Raw genomic sequence first — 16093 nt, forward strand, 5'->3', positions numbered from 1 at the left:
ACCTACTGTTGACCACGAAGTCTAAGGGGCCGCCTTCGGCTGACGCAGGTGGGCCTAGGAAACGTTCACTCCGAAGTCGAGCGCGATGCCCCGCAGCCCCGACGCGTACCCCTGGCCGACCGCACGGAACTTCCACTCGCTGTTGTAGCGGTAGACCTCGCCGAAGATCATCGCCGTTTCGGTGGAGGCGTCCTCGGAGAGGTCGTAGCGGGCGAGCTCCTGGCCGTCGGCCTGGTTGACGACACGGATGAAGGCGTTGCTGACCTGGCCGAAGGTCTGGCCGCGATTGTCCGCGTCATGGATGGAGACCGGGAAGACGATCTTGTCCACGTTGGCCGGAACCTTGGCCAGATCGATCAGGATCGACTCGTCGTCGCCCTCGCCCTCACCCGTGAGGTTGTCACCGGTGTGCTCGACCGAGCCGTCCGGGCTCTTGAGCTGGTTGTAGAAGATGAACCACTCGTCCCCGAGCACCCGGCCGCCGCTGCACAGCAGGGCGCTGGCGTCGAGGTCGAAGTCGGCTCCGGTGGTGGAGCGCGCGTCCCAGCCGAGCCCGATCATCACCTGTGTGAGGTTCGGTGCGGCCTTCGAGAGGGAGACATTGCCCCCCTTGGCGAGCGTGACGCCCATGATGCTGGTCCTCCCCGAGGTTCGATCTTCACTTGGTACGGCAGATCCGGTGCCGCACCGAGGCGGTGCGGCACCGGACCTAGATGCCCGAGGCCCTGTCGGCTCAGACGTTGACGCCGAAGTCCTGCGCGATGCCGCGCAGGCCCGAGGCGTAGCCCTGGCCGATGGCGCGGAATTTCCACTCGGCGCCGTTGCGGTAGAGCTCGCCGAAGACCATCGCGGTCTCCGTCGAGGCGTCCTCGGAGAGGTCGTAGCGCGCGATCTCCGCCTCGCCGGCCTGGTTCACCACGCGGATGAACGCGTTGCGGACCTGGCCGAAGGACTGCTGGCGGTTCTCGGCGTCGTAGATGGAGACCGGGAACACGATCTTCGTGACGTCGGCGGGAACGGCGGCGAGATTGACCTTGATCTGCTCGTCGTCGCCCTCGCCCTCACCGGTGATGTTGTCGCCGGTGTGCTCCACCGAGCCGTCCGGGCTCTTCAGGTTGTTGAAGAACACGAAGTTCTGGTCGGTGCTGACCTTGCCGTCCGCGTTCGTGAGGATGGCGCTGGCGTCGAGGTCGAAGTCCACGCCGGTGGTGGTCCGGGCGTCCCATCCCAGACCGACGATGACCGCGGTCAGTCCCGGGGCCTCCTTCGACAGCGATACGTTGCCGCCCTTGCTGAGGCTGACTCCCACGAGTCCTCCCAATGGTGTTCAGGGGCGGGGAGCCCCGTAGCTGCGTTGGTATCGGATCAACGGTTCGATCCTAGTGACGGGTTCCCGTGCCTCGCAGGGCTGGAACCGAAGAATCACAGGGTGTCGAGCGCCTTGACGTACTCGTTCAGGTCACGCGCGTCCGGCAGCGCGTTGACCACGGTCCAGCGGACGACGCCCTCCTTGTCGATGATGAACGTGCCGCGCACGGCGCAGCCCTTGTCCTCGTCGAAGACGCCGTACGCGCGCGAAATGTTGCCGTGCGGCCAGAAGTCGGAGAGCAGCGGGTACTCCAGGCCCTCCTGCTCGGCGAAGACGCGCAGGGTGTGGATGGAGTCGTTGGAGACCGCGAGGAGCTGGGTGTCGCGGTCGGCGAACTGCGGCAGGTTGTCGCGCAGGGAGCAGAGCTCGCCGGTGCACACGCCGGTGAAAGCGAAGGGGTAGAAGAGCAGCACAACGTTCTTCTCGCCACGGAAGTCGGACAGTTTCACGGTGGCGCCGTGGTTGTCCTTCAGCTCGAAGTCCGGGGCCTTGGTGCCGACCTCGATGGCCATAGTCACTCGCTTCCCTTCCAAAGGTCTGTTCGGGTGACGACCAGCGTACGCAGTGATCGACTCCCGGCCGCGGCGCGACCCCCGCAGGGTCGCCCGGGCAGGTGCGTGCGGCCCCCGCCGGGCCGGTTCACGGGCATGCGTGAGGCCCCCGGCCGGGCTGGTCCGGGGGTATGCGTGAGGCCCCCGCCGAGGTGGCTCGGCGGGGGCCTCACGGATGCTCTGCTTGCAGACGGGGCTGCAGCTCAGCGCTTCGACTTGGGAGTGGCCAGGCGGGTACCCGACCATTCCTTGCCGACGGAGATGCTCTTCGTCTGGGAGAGGCCGGCTGTCTGTGCGGCATCGCTGATGTCGCTGGGCTCGACGTAACCGTCCCTGCCGGTCTTCGGGGTCAGCAGCCAGATCATGCCGCCGTCCTCAAGGAGACCGATGACGTCCACCAGTGCGTCCGTGAGATCGCCGTCCTCGTCCCGGAACCACAACAGCACCACGTCAGCGACGTCGTCGTAGTCCTCGTCGACCAGATCCTGGCCGATCAGCGATTCGATGCCTTCACGGAGCTCGTGGTCAACGTCGTCGTCGAAGCCGATCTCCTGGACCACCTGTCCGGGCTCGAACCCCAGCCTGGCGGCCGGGTTGGTCCGCTCCTCCGCGTGGTCCGCGGTCGCGCTCACGGCTTGCCTCCTGATCATGTTTCGGGATTGGGGTCTCCCCCTGCTCGTCCAGAGTCGGGGGAGTCTCAGCCACGCGCGTGCGCGAAGCGTTGGCCGTAGTCCACACGGGCGGAGCGGATCGCGCAAGTACCCGGCCGTCGAGACCGCCGAAACGGTGACGATCCTGGCAGTGCCGACGCAACTCCCGGCGGGCCATCATGACGCCACGTGACGGGCACCACACTCTTCTGCCCCATTTATTCCATTCGGAACCCTTGGAGCGTACGAGAGCCGAACGGCTTTGCGGAACGCGTCACGCCCTGAGCGTATCGTTACGTTTTGGTCGGGCCCGTCCCAACGGTCTGCACGAACGTCTCGGTTACCCCCTAGTAGAGATGACGTACGCGTTCCCGAGGTACACGATGGGGATCGGTGCAGATGCAGGGAAAACCCACCGTAGACAGCCCTCTGACAGCGAAGGAACAGCGTGGCTTCCGGATCCGATCGCAACCCGATCATCATTGGCGGCCTTCCCAGCCAGGTCCCGGACTTCGACCCTGAGGAGACTCAGGAGTGGCTCGACTCCCTTGACGCCGCCGTCGACCAGCGCGGCCGCGAGCGGGCCCGCTATCTGATGCTGCGGCTGATCGAGCGGGCCCGTGAGAAGCGCGTGGCCGTGCCCGAGATGCGCAGCACGGACTACGTCAACACGATCGCCACCAAGGACGAGCCGTTCTTCCCGGGCAACGAGGAGATCGAGCGCAAGATCCTCAACGCGACCCGCTGGAACGCCGCGGTGATGGTCTCCAGGGCGCAGCGCCCCGGCATCGGCGTGGGCGGCCACATCGCGACCTTCGCCTCCTCCGCCTCGCTCTACGACGTCGGCTTCAACCACTTCTTCCGCGGCAAGGACGAGGGCGACGGCGGCGACCAGATCTTCTTCCAGGGCCACGCCTCGCCGGGCATCTACGCCCGCGCGTTCCTCCTGGACCGGCTCTCCGAGCAGCAGCTCGACGCGTTCCGCCAGGAGAAGTCGAAGGCGCCCTACGGACTGTCCTCGTACCCGCACCCGCGGCTGATGCCGGACTTCTGGGAGTTCCCGACCGTGTCGATGGGCCTCGGCCCGCTCGGCGCGATCTTCCAGGCTCGGATGAACCGCTACATGGCGGCGCGCGAGATCGCGGACACCTCCAAGTCCCACGTATGGGCGTTCCTCGGCGACGGCGAGATGGACGAGCCGGAGTCGCTCGGCCAGCTGTCGATCGCCGCGCGCGAGGGCCTGGACAACCTGACCTTCGTCGTGAACTGCAACCTCCAGCGCCTCGACGGCCCGGTGCGCGGCAACGGCAAGATCATCCAGGAGCTGGAGTCGCAGTTCCGGGGCGCCGGCTGGAACGTCATCAAGCTGGTCTGGGACCGCACCTGGGACCCGCTGCTCGCACAGGACCGCGACGGGGTCCTGGTCAACCGGCTGAACACCACGCCGGACGGCCAGTTCCAGACGTACGCCACGGAGACGGGCGCGTACATCCGCCAGCACTTCTTCGGCGACGACCACCGGCTGCGCGCGATGGTCGAGGGCATGACCGACGACCAGATCCTGCACCTCGGGCGCGGCGGTCACGACCACAAGAAGATCTTCGCGGCGTTCTCGGCGGCCAAGGAGCACAAGGGCCAGCCGACGGTGATCCTGGCGCAGACGGTCAAGGGCTGGACGCTCGGCCCGAACTTCGAGGGCCGCAACGCCACGCACCAGATGAAGAAGCTGACGGTCGCCGACCTCAAGGGCTTCCGCGACCGGCTGCACCTGCCGATCTCCGACCGGGAACTGGAGGACGGCGCGCCGCCGTACTACCACCCGGGGCGGAACTCGGAGGAGATCCAGTACATGCACGACCGCCGCAAGGGGCTCGGCGGGTACGTCCCGACGCGCGTCGTGCGGTCGAAGCCGCTGGTCCTGCCCGAGGACAAGACGTACGCGAGCGTGAAGAAGGGCTCGGGTCAGCAGTCCATCGCCACGACCATGGCCTTTGTCCGGCTGCTCAAGGACCTCATGCGGGACAAGGAGATCGGCAAGCGGTTCGTGCTGATCGCGCCCGACGAGTACCGCACCTTCGGCATGGACTCGTTCTTCCCGAGTGCGAAGATCTACAACCCGCTCGGCCAGCAGTACGAGTCCGTGGACCGCGAACTGCTGCTCGCCTACAAGGAGTCGCCGACCGGCCAGATGCTGCACGACGGCATCTCGGAGGCGGGCTGCACGGCATCGCTGATCGCTGCGGGCTCCGCGTACGCCACCCACGGCGAGCCGCTCATCCCGGTCTACGTCTTCTACTCGATGTTCGGTTTCCAGCGAACGGGTGACCAGTTCTGGCAGATGGCCGACCAGTTGGCGCGCGGTTTCGTACTGGGCGCGACCGCTGGGCGTACGACGCTGACCGGTGAGGGCCTCCAGCACGCGGACGGCCACTCGCAGCTGCTCGCCTCGACGAACCCGGGCTGTGTCGCCTACGACCCGGCGTTCGGCTTCGAGATCGCGCACATCGTCCAGGACGGTCTGCGCCGCATGTACGGCTCGTCCGAGGAGCACCCGCACGGCGAGGACGTCTTCTACTACCTCACCGTCTACAACGAGCCGCTCCAGCACCCGGCCGAGCCGGAGAACGTGGACGCCGAGGGCATCCTGAAGGGCCTCTACCGCTTCAGCGAGGGCACCTCGGGCACCATCCCCGCGCAGATCATGGCCTCGGGTGTGGCCGTTCCCTGGGCCCTGGAGGCGCAGCGGATCCTGGCCGAGGAGTGGAGCGTCAGGGCCGACGTCTGGTCGGCGACGTCCTGGAACGAGCTGCGGCGCGAGGCCGTCGACGTGGAGCGGCACAATCTGCTGCACCCCGAGGAGGAGCAGCTCGTCCCGTATGTGACGCGGAAACTGTCCGCCGCCCAGGGTCCGTTCGTGGCCGTCTCCGACTGGATGCGATCGGTTCCCGACCAGATCGCCCGGTGGGTGCCCGGCACCTATCAGTCCCTCGGCGCGGACGGCTTCGGCTTCGCGGACACGCGCGGTGCGGCCCGGCGTTTCTTCCACATCGACGCGCAGTCGATCGTGGTCGCCGTGCTGACCGAGCTGGCCCGTGAGGGCAGGGTGGACCGGTCGGTGCTGAAGCAGGCGGTCGACCGCTACCAGCTCCTCGACGTGACGGCCGCCGACCCGGGCGCGGCGGGCGGCGACGCCTAGGACGGGCCCTGGCCACCGGTACGACGGATGAGGGGCGGCGGGCCGTGGGCCCGCCGCCCCTCCCTCTTTTTTTCTTTCTACGATGCGGCCATGAAGGAAGAATCGGCACAGGCCCGTTGGGAGCTGCACACCCAGCGGCCCCTGCTCGTCCTCGCGGTGGCGTTCGCCCTCGCGTACGCCGTGCCGATCGTGGACAGCGACGCCGGCCGTTCGGTGACGTTCACCTGCACGCTGGTGGAGTGGGTGGTGTGGGGTGCCTTCGCCATCGACTACCTCGTCCGGCTCGCCCTCGCCCGGCAGCGGCGGTCCTTCGTCCGCGACCACTGGCTGGACCTGTGCGCCGTGATCCTGCCGATCCTCCAGCCGTTGCGGCTGCTGCGGCTCGTCTCCACGCTGATGCTGGTGGGGCGGCGAGCGCGGATGGCCTCGCAGATCCGGCTGACGACGTACGTCGGGGGCGCGGTCGTCGGCCTGCTGATGTTCGGCTCGCTCGCCGTGCTGTCGGTGGAGCGGGACTCGCCGAACGGGAACATCAAGACACTGGGTGACGCGGTGTGGTGGTCGTTCACCACGATGACGACCGTGGGGTACGGCGATCACGCCCCGACCACGGGGATGGGCCGCGTCCTCGCGGTCGGCCTGATGCTCTCCGGGATCGCCCTCCTCGGTGTGGTCACCGCGAACATCGCCGCCTGGTTCATCTCACGGTTCGAGAAGGACGACGTGGAGGAGCGGCGGCAGACCGCGGCGATCGAGGCGCTCACGGCGGAGGTACGAGCCCTGCGGGCGGAGGTCGCCGCCCTGACCGGCGGCCCGGGAATCCTGCCGCATCCGTTGCCGGCGGGAACGGAGGAACACTCCCCCACGTAGACCCCGGGGGACACGTGGACCCGGGGACCTGGGGACCTGAGGACCTGAGGACGGTGGAACGCCCCCGAACGGACCAGTGGGCCCGCGTGCCGCTCGGGGCGACGCGCGAGCCCACTGCCGATATCAGCTGCCCGGCCGGTGTCAGAGCAGGCCGTTGCCCGCGCCGCCTGCCAGCCAGATGACCGCCAGGAGGGTGTCGATCGCTCCCAGCACCAGGGCTATCAGGGCCGGCACCGGCCCGGAGCCGGTCCAGCGGCGGCCCATCGCGAGCCAGCCGCAGACCATCGCGGCCGGCCCGAGCACGATTCCCAGCGTGAAGAATCCGGCCACCGCGCACACGACTCCGATGATGCCCAGGGTCGCGCTGTCCGGCCCGGTCCGTGGTCCCATCCGGCCACGTGAACGGGGGTACTTGCGCGTACCGTTTCCGAAGCCCGTCATCATCCACTCCTGAACTCCCGTGACCTCTCGGTCGGTTCGGGTCGATGAGTCGGGTACCCCCGTTCCACGCCGGCAGGCCTGCCGGTGCGCGGACCGTCCGTCAGATGTGTCCGCCGCCCGCTCCCGCGGCCTCCGCGTTCTCGCCCCGCTTGGTGAGCAGCGCGACGAAGACGGCCACGACGGCGACACCGGCGGCGACCAGACAGGCGAGACTCATGCCGGAGATGAAGGTCTCGTGGGCGACATCGGTGATCTGCGCGGCGATGGCGGCCGGGGTGTCCTTGGTCACCGGCGCGGCGCCGACCCGGACCGCCTCGGAGGCCTGATCGAGCTGGGCCGGGGTGAGCGGCGGCAGCTTGGCGTCGGTCCAGTTGCCCGGGAGGTCCGCGTCGACCTTGGAGGCCATCACGGCGCCCAGCACGGCCGTGCCGAGGCTGCCGCCGATCTGCATGGCGGCCTGCTGGAGACCGCCGGCGACACCGGAGAGCTCCATCGGGGCGTTGCCGACGATGACCTCGGTGGCTCCGACCATGACCGGCGCGAGACCGAGGCCGAGGCCCGCGAACGAGAGCGACATGACCAGGCTGCTCGTGTCCGTCTCCAGCCGGGACATGCCGAACATGGAAATCGCGGTGAGCGCCATGCCGCCCGCCAGCGGGATGCGCGGGCCCACCTTGGTGATCAGGGCGCCGGCCAGCGGCGAGCCCACGATCATCATTCCGGTCAGCGGCAGCAGGTGCAGACCGGCGTCGACCGGGCTCATGCCGTGCACGTTCTGCAGGTAGAAGGTGACGAAGAACAGTCCGCCGAGGAAGGCGATGGCCATCAGGACCATCAGGACCACACCGGCCGACAGCGGCACGGAGCGGAACAGCGCGAGCGGGATCAGCGGCTCCTTGACGCGCTTCTCCCAGAGGGCGAAGAGCACGAACCCGAGGAGCGAGGCGCCCAGGAAGGACCGGGTCAGGACGTCGCCCCAGCCCCAGGTCGGGGCCTTGATGAGCGCCCAGACCAGGCAGAACATGGCGCCGGAGAGCAGCGCGATGCCGAGGACGTCGAAGGAACGCGGGGCGTTCTCGGCGCGGTGGTCGGTGAGGATCAGCACGCCGAGGACCAGCGCGATGACGCCGACGGGCACGTTGATGAAGAACACCGACTGCCAGCTGACGTGCTGGACGAGCAGACCGCCGAGGATCGGGCCGCCCGCGGTGGAGGCGCCGATGACCATGCCCCAGATGCCGATCGCCATGTTCAGCTTCTCGGCCGGGAAGGTGGCGCGGAGCAGGCCGAGCGCGGCCGGCATCAGCAGCGCGCCGAACAGGCCCTGGAAGACGCGGAAGGTGACCACGAGGGCGATGCTGTCGGACAGCCCGATGGCGCCCGAGGCGGCGGCGAAGCCGACCACGCCGATGAGGAAGGTCTGCCGGTGACCGAACCGGTCGCCGAGCTTGCCCGCGGTGATCAGGGTGACCGCGAGGGCGAGGAAGTAGCCGTTGGTGATCCACTGGACGTCGGCGAAGCTGGCGCCGAGGTCCTTCTGGATGGCGGGGTTGGCGATGGCCACGATGGTGCCGTCCAGGGCCACCATCATGACCCCGACGGCCACGGTGATGAGGGTGAACCACGGATGGCCGCGCAGGCCCGTGGACGGAGCCTGGTCCAACGGGGAGACCGGAGTCTTGTCCCCCGGGCCCGTCTTGTCGATGGTGGTCTGACTAGTCATTTTTCGAGGCTAGTGACAGCCGCTGACAATTGACAAACCGATTCACAAGTCGGTAACTGTCACGTTACTCACAGATAGGCTGAACTGGGCGAACAGCTTGGACAGGAGAGATCGCGACACCATGACGGACACGGTCGGCACGGCGGAGACGGTACGCACGGCGGAGCCGGCGGCGTCACGCCCCGGGCTGCGGGAGCGCAAGAAGCAGCGCACCCGGGACGCGCTGCTGCGGGCCGCCCTCGAACTGTTCACCACCCAGGGGTACGAGCGGACCACCGTCGACGAGATCGCCGAGGCCGTCGACGTCTCCCAGCGCACCTTCTTCCGCTACTTCGCCGGCAAGGAGGACGCCGCCCTCTTCCTGCAGCGGCTCGCCGAGTCGCATTTCATCGCCGCGGTGCGCGAACGACCGCCCCACGAGGCCCCGTTGGAGGCGCTGCGCCGGGCGGTCCTGGAGAGCTGGGACACCATCGGCGAGGCGATCGAGGCCGTCGTGCCGATCGAACTGCACATGCGCACCTACCAGTTGATCGAGTCGACACCCGCGCTGCTCGCCGTCCATCTGCGCCGCTCGGAGGAGATCGAGGAGGAGATCGCGCGGCTGATCGCCGACCGCGAGGGCCTCGACGTGGACACGGACCCGCGCCCGCGCATCGCGGTCGCCGTGTTCGGCGGGGTGATGCGGGTGACGGGCCGCCTGTGGGGCGCGGGCGAGGACACCAGCGTCGAGGCGATCCGCGAGCTGACCGCGACCTATCTCGACCATGTGGGGCCGGCGTTGGCCGAGAAGTGGGGCACGGCGCCACAGTGACCGTCCGGTGACGCTTCGCGGTGTCACTCCGAGGCAGCCCCGCGCGACACCCTGCGATGTCCACGATGTCCGCGCACGACAGCCGGTGCGGTCCGCATACGGAACCCGACATGCGCCCGCCCACAGAACCCGGTACATGCTCGCGCGCGGAACCCCGCGCATGCCCCGCGTACGGAACCGTGCGCATGCCCACCTACGGAACCCGGCACACACCCGCGTACAGAACCCGGCCCATGCCCACGCACGGAACCTCGCGCATACCCGCGCTCGTTGTACGGATGACGTCCCCGCGAGACCCCTCGCGGGGACCCCGCGGAATCACAACACCCCCGCGCGGAGCGTCACATATCGCACACGCGTCGCAGAGATGTACGCACACAGTGTCACCATTTAACTCAAACTGAACCCGGTTTGCCCCAATCACCCCATCAGAAACGTGATCCCAGTCACTCGTTTAACGGGAGGCTGCTCACTTCTCCTAGGGTGTCCTCTCAGTGACTTCCTTCGACACAACCCCCCAACTCAACGCCTGGCGCGCACTGCTCGCGCTGGCCGTGGTGTTCGTGATGCTGGCCACCAGTGGCTGGACCGCGCTCCACAGCCACCGCGAGCCCTCCCCGCTCCAGGCGTCCCGCTCGGCGTGGGAGCACGGCACGGTCGCCGGGCACAAGCTGCCCGACCCGGACTCCGCTCCGGGCCGGCTGGCCCACTTCTTCACCACGCTCGACGCGCAGCAGCGTTCCCGGCTCGCCCACCGCTATCCGCTCGCGGTCGGCAACATGAACGGCGCGCCGGTGACCCTGCGCTACACGGCGAACCGTCTCGCCCTGAAGCACGAGCGCACGGTCGAGCGCAAGCGCATGCACGACAACCGGCTGTCCTCGCTCGGCCAGCACGACGCGGGCCGCCGGATGCACCGCTACGAAGCACTGCTGCACAAGGGCCGCAAGATCCTCGCCTTCGACCCCAACGGCTCGGGGCGCGTCGCCGAGGTCTTCGGTGACCTCGACACGGCCCGCCGCGTCTCGGTCGTGGTGCCCGGTGTCGACACCGACCTGCTCACCTTCCAGCGCACGTTCAAGCAGTACTCGGCGCCCGTCGGTATGGCGGACTCCCTGTACAGGGCGGAGCGTTCGGCTGCCCCGCTCACGCGTACGGCCGTGATCGCGTGGGCCGACTACACGGCGCCCAGCGGGCTCGGCATGGACGCGGCCACCGCCATGCGTGCCGAGGAAGGCGCCGTGCGGCTGAACGCGCTGGTGCGGGCACTGCCGGGAAGCACGGAGGTGGCGCTGTACTGCCACAGCTACGGCTCGGTCCTGTGCGGAGTGGCCGCCTCCTCGCTGCCCTCCCGAGTGTCCGACATAGCGGTGGCGGGCAGCCCCGGCATGCGGGCGGCGAAGGCGGCGAACCTGCACACCACCGCCCGGGTCTGGGCGATGCGCGACGCGGACGACTGGATCCAGGACGTGCCGCACCTGGAGGTCGGCGGTCTCGGACACGGCGCGGACCCGGTGTCGAAGGGGTTCGGGGCGCGCCTCCTGTCCGCCGACGGGGCGAAGGGGCACGCCGGCTACTTCGAGCCGGGCACGGAGAGTCTCCGCAACTTCGCGGAGATCGGGATCGGCGCGTACCGCGCTGTCCGATGCGCGCACGATGATGACGTATGCCGGACGGGTTTGTCCGTCGGCGCGTCGGCCTGACACGCGTAGAGGACGAAAAACTGCGGTCCGCCCAGAGAGGCGACGGAGGCTTGCGTGCCGCATACGATGGCCCGCATGGGTGACGTACTGGCCGGATTTCATGCCGCCTGGGAGTTCGAGTCCGACTCCGTGCTCATCCGCTTCGAACGGGGGATCCGTACGCCGAAGCTGTTCCAGGCGCTCGGCGAACGCCGCATCCCCCTGGAGGCGATCGCGGCGGTGACGCTGACGCCCGGGAAGCGAGGCACGGTCGTTCTGCGTGCGGTGCCGCGGCCCGGCGCCGATCCGCTGATGGAGGCGGCCGCGGGACAGCTCAAGGAGGGGTGCGACCCCTACCGCCTGGTGCTGCCGGCCGAGCGCGAGACGCTCGCCGAGTACTACGCGGACGAGCTGCGGGGACAGCTCACCAAGGACGACGAGCCCGCCGAGCGCTATCTCGTGAAGCCGCCCGAGGGACCGCTGCACTTCAAGGCCTACGACGGGAAGGCCTCCTTCGACGGCAGGACGGTGTCCTTCCGGTGGTTCTGGACGGGCGCGTCCTCGGCGAAGTGGAAGGCCGGCGACCAGACCTTCCCGGTCTCGGGACTGTGCGGGGTCGAATGGCGCTCCCCGGAGGTGTTCGAGGGCCATCTCCGCCTGCTGCGGCGGGAGCCCGCGCCCGCGCAGCCCGCCCAGGCGGACCAGGACCCGGCGGCGGTCGTCTTCGGGCTCGGGTACGGGCCCGTCCACGAGTCGCTGCCGTTCGCGGCGGCCGTGCTCGCCGCCGCGCGCTCCGCGAGTCCCGCGCCGGTGGCCGCGTCCTCGGTACCGCGCCGGGACCCGGCCGACATCGCCGACCGGATCCGGCACCTCGGGGAACTGCACGGGGCGGGGCTCCTCACGGACGAGGAGTTCTCCGTCAAGAAGGCGGAGCTGCTGGCGCAGCTGTAGCGGCGGGGACCGGGACGCTCCGGGCCCCGCTCACTCCCGGCCCGCCGACGAGAACGACATGTCGGGGTAGCGGTCGCCCGCCACCTCGGCCGCGATCGGCTCCAGAAGGGCCAGCTCGTCCTCGGTCAGCGCGATGCCGGTGGCCGCCGTGTTCTCCTCCACCCGCTCGCGCCGGGTGGTGCCCGGGATCGGTACGACGGTCAGGCCGTGGACACTCGCCCGCTGCTGGACCCAGGCCAGCGCGATCTGGCCGAGCGAGACACCACGGGCGTCGGCGACGGTACGGATCGGGGCGAGGAGCGCCGCGTTCGCCGCCGCGTTCTCGCCGGTGAAGCGGGGCTGGGTGCGGCGGACGTCGTCCCGCGAGAGGTCCTGGTCGGCGTTGCCGAAGGAGCCGGTGAGGAAGCCGCGGCCGAGCGGTGAGTACGGGACGAGCGCCACGCCCAGCTCGCGGGCGGCGGGCACCACGTTCGTCTCGATGTCCCGGCTGAACAGCGACCACTCCGACTGGACGGCCGCGATGGGATGCACGGCCTGGGCGGCGCGCAGCTCCCCCGCGGTGACCTCGCTCAGACCCAGATACTTGACCTTGCCCTCGCGGACGAGGTCGGCCATCGCACCGACGCTCTCCTCGACCGGCACGTTCACATCGCGTCGGTGCATGTAATAGAGGTCGATCACCTCGACGCCGAGGCGCTGGAGGCTGCCCTCGACGGCCTGGCGGATGTACGGCGGGTCGTTGCGGATGATCCGCTTGCGCGGGTTGTCCGGCGGGACCGTCACGCCGTACTTGGTCGCGATGACGATCTCGTCCCGGTGCGCCTTGAGGAACGGCGCGAGGAACCTCTCGTTCTCGCCGCCGCCATAGCCCTCGGCGGTGTCGTACAGCGTGACGCCGAGTTCCAGCGCCCGGTGGAGGGCGGCCCGGGAGGCGTCGGCGTCCGGCGGTCCGTACGCCCAGGTCATGCCCATGCAGCCGAGGCCCTGCACACCGACTTCCGGCCCCTCGTTGCCGAGCCGTACCGCCCTGATCCTGCTGTCGGTCATCGAGACCTCTCCGACGCGAGGGCGCGCCCGGCGTCACCGTAGAAGCTGATCTTCCGGTCGAGCACGGCGAGGGTGTCCTGGAGCTCCGCGATCCGGGCCCGGACGTCCCGGCGGGTCGCCTCCAGGAGTTCATAGCGCTCCAGGTAGGTGTGGTCGCCCGCGCGCACCATCTCCGCGTAGCGGACCATGTCTGCGACCGGCATCCCGGTGAGCCGGAGCTTGCCGACGAGGCCCAGCCAGTCCAGGTCGCGGTTGCTGTAGCGGCGCTGCCCGGTGTGCGAGCGGTCGATGTGCGGCATCAGCCCGATGCGCTCGTACCAGCGCAGGGTGTGCGCGCTGAGGCCGGTGAAGACGACGACCTCGCTGATCGTGTAGTTGTCCTGGCCGTCCGGGCGCCGCTCCCGCTCGGGAGGGCCGGCGCACAAGTCCGTCCCGGTATCGGTCCCGGTGGCCTCGGCTGTGGTCTCCATCACCGTCATGGCCCCCACGCTAAAACCTTGGAGTGCACTCCAAGCAAGTCGAATCCGCCAAAATTGCGAGGACGTGGCCGGGAGGCCGTGGATACCGTGCGGATCATGAGTCTCGTACGCCGTGCCACGCCGGAGGACGCCCGGGAAGTGCTGCGCCTGCGCCAGGTGATGATCGATTCGGTGTTCGACGTCGGCGCCTCCACCGAGTGGCACGCCGCGTCGCTCCCCACCGTACGCGGGAAGCTCGCCGACCCCGGGGGATCCTTCGCCGCGTTCGTGGTCGACCGCCCGGACCGGCCGGGGGCTCTCGCGGCCCTCGCCGCCGGGACGATCGAGTACCGGATCGGGCGGGCGGACAACCCGCACGGCACGGTCGGGTACGTCTTCAGCGTCGCCACCGATCCGGAGGCACGGCGCCGCGGATACGCCCGTGCCTGTATGGAGACGCTCCTCGACTGGTTCCGCGAGCGGGGTGTCGCCCACGTCGACCTCAACACGTCCGCCGAGGCCGAGCCGCTCTACGCGGCCCTCGGGTTCGTCCGCAAGCCTGACCCCTCGATGCGGCTGAGCCTGTGAACGACTTAGGCTCGTGGGCATGTCTTTGCAGAGTCTGGCGCTGATCTCGAACTGGCCCGTTCCCACCGCCGCCGCGGCGGTCGTCCGCGCGGACGGCACGGTGGCCGGCTCGTACGGGCCGGGCGGGCACCGTTTCGCGCTGGCCTCCGTCACCAAGCCGCTCGCCGCGTACGCCGCGCTCGTCGCGTACGAGGAGGGTGCGATCGAGCTCGACGAACCGGCCGGGCCCGCCGGCTCGACGGTCCGCCATCTGCTCGCGCACACCTCCGGTCTGGCCTTCGACGAGCACCGGGCGACCTTCGCGCCCGGGGAGCGGCGGCTGTACTCCAACGCCGGGTTCGAGGTGATCGGGGACCACATCGCCAAGGCCGCGGACATGCCCTTCGCGGAGTATCTGCGCCAGGCGGTCCTCGAACCGCTCGGCATGACCGCGACGACGCTGGACGGTTCGCCCGCGAAGGACGGGGTCTCGACGGTGGACGACCTCGTCCGGTTCGCCGCCGAGCTCCAGGCCCCGCGACTGCTGGACCCGCGTACGGTCGCGGAGGCGATGACCGTCCAGTACCCCGGGACCAAGGGCGTCCTGCCGGGGTACGGCCACCAGAGCCCCAACGACTGGGGGCTCGGCTTCGAGATCCGCGACTCCAAGTCACCCCACTGGACGGGGAGTTCGTCCTCACCGCGGACCTTCGGCCACTTCGGGCAGGCCGGTACGTTCCTGTGGGTCGACCCGGCCGTGGGCGCCGCCTGCGTCGCGCTGACCGACCGGACCTTCGGGCCCTGGGCCATCGAGGCGTGGACCCCGTTCACCGACGCGGTGCTGGCCGACCTCGCCTCCTGACGCGGGACCGGCTGACGCCGGACCGCCTCACGCCGTCCGGCGCGGCCCCGGCGCGGTCAGCGGAACGCCGCCGCGTTGCGCAGCGCCCAGGCCGCGAAGGTGCCCGGCGCGCGGCCGAGGACGCGTTCCACGTCCGGGCCGACCCGCCGCTCCTCCTCGGTCGGTTCGCCCAGGATGGCGAGGGTGCCCTCGACCACGGGCAGCGGCATGAAGCCCGCCATCAGGGCGTGCGCCTCCTCGCGGGTCTGCTCGGTGAAGCGCACCGGCTCGCCCAGGGCGGCGCCGATCGCGGCGGCCCGTTCGCGCGGGGTGGTCGGCGCGGGACCGGTCAGGGTGTAGGTCTCCCCCGCGTGGGCGTCCTCGCGCAGGGCGGCCGCCGCGACGGCCGCGACGTCGTCGGGGTCGACGAAGGGCAGACCGATGTCACCGAACGGCGCGGCTGCCTCGCGCCGGGCGCGGACCGACTCGGCCCAGGCGAAGGCGTTGGTGTCCATCCCGCCGGACCGCAGGACCGTCCATTCGAGGCCGGACTCCCGTACGGCCTCCTCGAAGCGGGCCGGGTGCCCGTAGGCCTCCGGGCGCGTTCCCACACCCTGTGAGGACAGCAGCACCACCCGGCGGATTCCGGCGGTCTTCGCCGCGTCCAGGACGCCCCGCGGATCCTCGCCCGCCACCAGCAGGAACAGTGCCTCGGCGCCCTCGAACGCCGGTCCGAGCCCGGCCGGTTCGGCCAGGTCGGCGGCGACCGCCCGGACGCCTTCGGGCACCTCGTCCCCGGTGATCTTCCGGGCCACCGCCGTCACCGGCAGTCCGGCTCCGCCGAGCGTCCGCACCAGCGCGCGTCCCACGTTCCCGGTCGCACCCGTCACCACGTACATGTCGATTCCCTCGGCCGAAAGTTAGTTAGTCGACTGA

The 16093-nt window shown here is 69.8% G+C and carries 16 protein-coding genes; 7 read left to right on the forward strand and 9 right to left on the reverse strand.

All coding sequences use genetic code 11. The features are described from left to right. Positions 1–54: 54 nt before the first annotated feature. The 4 genes from ACZ4N5_RS11830 to ACZ4N5_RS11845 all read right to left on the reverse strand — a co-directional run bounded on the left by ACZ4N5_RS11830 (position 55) and on the right by ACZ4N5_RS11845 (position 2552). Entirely contained in the window at positions 55–630 is a 576-nt protein-coding gene (locus ACZ4N5_RS11830; RefSeq protein WP_328555764.1) for a TerD family protein, read from the reverse strand. 103 nt (positions 631–733) lie between these two features. Beyond that, positions 734–1309 (reverse strand): TerD family protein, encoded by a 576-nt coding sequence (locus ACZ4N5_RS11835; protein ID WP_266758290.1) that lies wholly within the window; start codon positions 1307–1309, stop codon positions 734–736. Positions 1310–1422: 113 nt separating this feature from the next. Then, positions 1423–1881 carry a peroxiredoxin gene (locus ACZ4N5_RS11840; RefSeq protein ID WP_355857041.1) on the reverse strand — a complete coding sequence of 153 codons (459 nt, stop codon included), beginning with the start codon at positions 1879–1881 and terminating at the stop codon, positions 1423–1425. A gap of 242 nt (positions 1882–2123) precedes the next feature. Further along, complete coding sequence (locus ACZ4N5_RS11845; protein ID WP_081217087.1) at positions 2124–2552, reverse strand: DUF3052 domain-containing protein; 429 nt, start codon at positions 2550–2552, stop codon at positions 2124–2126. A 466-nt stretch (positions 2553–3018) separates the two neighbouring features. Here ACZ4N5_RS11845 and aceE point away from each other — a divergent pair, with 466 nt between their 5' ends. Both aceE and ACZ4N5_RS11855 read left to right on the forward strand, forming a co-directional pair. Beyond that, positions 3019–5766: a pyruvate dehydrogenase (acetyl-transferring), homodimeric type gene (gene aceE, locus ACZ4N5_RS11850; protein ID WP_467756938.1), complete on the forward strand. Its 2748-nt coding sequence runs from the start codon at positions 3019–3021 to the stop codon at positions 5764–5766. Between the two features lie 90 nt (positions 5767–5856). Beyond that, complete coding sequence (locus ACZ4N5_RS11855) at positions 5857–6636, forward strand: potassium channel family protein (protein ID WP_467756939.1); 780 nt, start codon at positions 5857–5859, stop codon at positions 6634–6636. 141 nt (positions 6637–6777) lie between these two features. Here ACZ4N5_RS11855 and ACZ4N5_RS11860 read toward each other — a convergent pair whose 3' ends face one another. After that, positions 6778–7080: a small hydrophobic protein gene (locus ACZ4N5_RS11860; protein ID WP_467756940.1), complete on the reverse strand. Its 303-nt coding sequence runs from the start codon at positions 7078–7080 to the stop codon at positions 6778–6780. Between the two features lie 97 nt (positions 7081–7177). Then, complete coding sequence (locus ACZ4N5_RS11865; protein WP_467756941.1) at positions 7178–8800, reverse strand: MFS transporter; 1623 nt, start codon at positions 8798–8800, stop codon at positions 7178–7180. A 121-nt stretch (positions 8801–8921) separates the two neighbouring features. On the opposite strand from ACZ4N5_RS11865, the gene ACZ4N5_RS11870 reads away from it, so the two are divergent. The 3 genes from ACZ4N5_RS11870 (at position 8922) to ACZ4N5_RS11880 (ending at position 12244) form a co-directional block, all read left to right on the forward strand. Next, entirely contained in the window at positions 8922–9611 is a 690-nt protein-coding gene (locus ACZ4N5_RS11870) for a TetR family transcriptional regulator (protein ID WP_467756942.1), read from the forward strand. A gap of 494 nt (positions 9612–10105) precedes the next feature. After that, positions 10106–11314: an alpha/beta hydrolase gene (locus tag ACZ4N5_RS11875; RefSeq protein ID WP_467756943.1), complete on the forward strand. Its 1209-nt coding sequence runs from the start codon at positions 10106–10108 to the stop codon at positions 11312–11314. A gap of 66 nt (positions 11315–11380) precedes the next feature. Beyond that, on the forward strand, positions 11381–12244 hold the full coding sequence (locus tag ACZ4N5_RS11880; RefSeq protein WP_467757126.1) for a DUF4429 domain-containing protein: 864 nt from the start codon (positions 11381–11383) through the stop codon (positions 12242–12244). Positions 12245–12274: 30 nt separating this feature from the next. On the opposite strand, the gene ACZ4N5_RS11885 is transcribed toward ACZ4N5_RS11880, so the two are convergent. Then, positions 12275–13291, reverse strand: coding sequence for an aldo/keto reductase (locus ACZ4N5_RS11885; protein WP_467756944.1), 1017 nt, complete (start codon positions 13289–13291; stop codon positions 12275–12277). Further along, a complete protein-coding gene (locus ACZ4N5_RS11890; RefSeq protein ID WP_467756945.1) occupies positions 13288–13770 on the reverse strand; it encodes a MerR family transcriptional regulator in 483 nt (160 codons plus the stop codon). The genes ACZ4N5_RS11885 and ACZ4N5_RS11890 overlap by 4 nt, the downstream gene beginning before the upstream one ends. A gap of 96 nt (positions 13771–13866) precedes the next feature. Between ACZ4N5_RS11890 and ACZ4N5_RS11895 the strand changes: the two genes are divergently transcribed. Together ACZ4N5_RS11895 and ACZ4N5_RS11900 are read left to right on the forward strand one after the other, a co-directional pair. Next, positions 13867–14337, forward strand: coding sequence for a GNAT family N-acetyltransferase (locus tag ACZ4N5_RS11895; RefSeq protein ID WP_467756946.1), 471 nt, complete (start codon positions 13867–13869; stop codon positions 14335–14337). Between the two features lie 19 nt (positions 14338–14356). Continuing rightward, entirely contained in the window at positions 14357–15178 is an 822-nt protein-coding gene (locus ACZ4N5_RS11900) for a serine hydrolase domain-containing protein (RefSeq protein WP_467756947.1), read from the forward strand. Positions 15179–15234: 56 nt separating this feature from the next. On the opposite strand, the gene ACZ4N5_RS11905 is transcribed toward ACZ4N5_RS11900, so the two are convergent. Beyond that, the gene (locus tag ACZ4N5_RS11905) at positions 15235–16056 is read right to left on the reverse strand and encodes an SDR family oxidoreductase (protein WP_467756948.1); all 822 of its coding nucleotides are present in this window, start codon (positions 16054–16056) and stop codon (positions 15235–15237) included. Between the last annotated feature and the right edge of the window lie 37 nt (positions 16057–16093).

Source organism: Streptomyces sp. NPDC026500 (assembly GCF_055567635.1).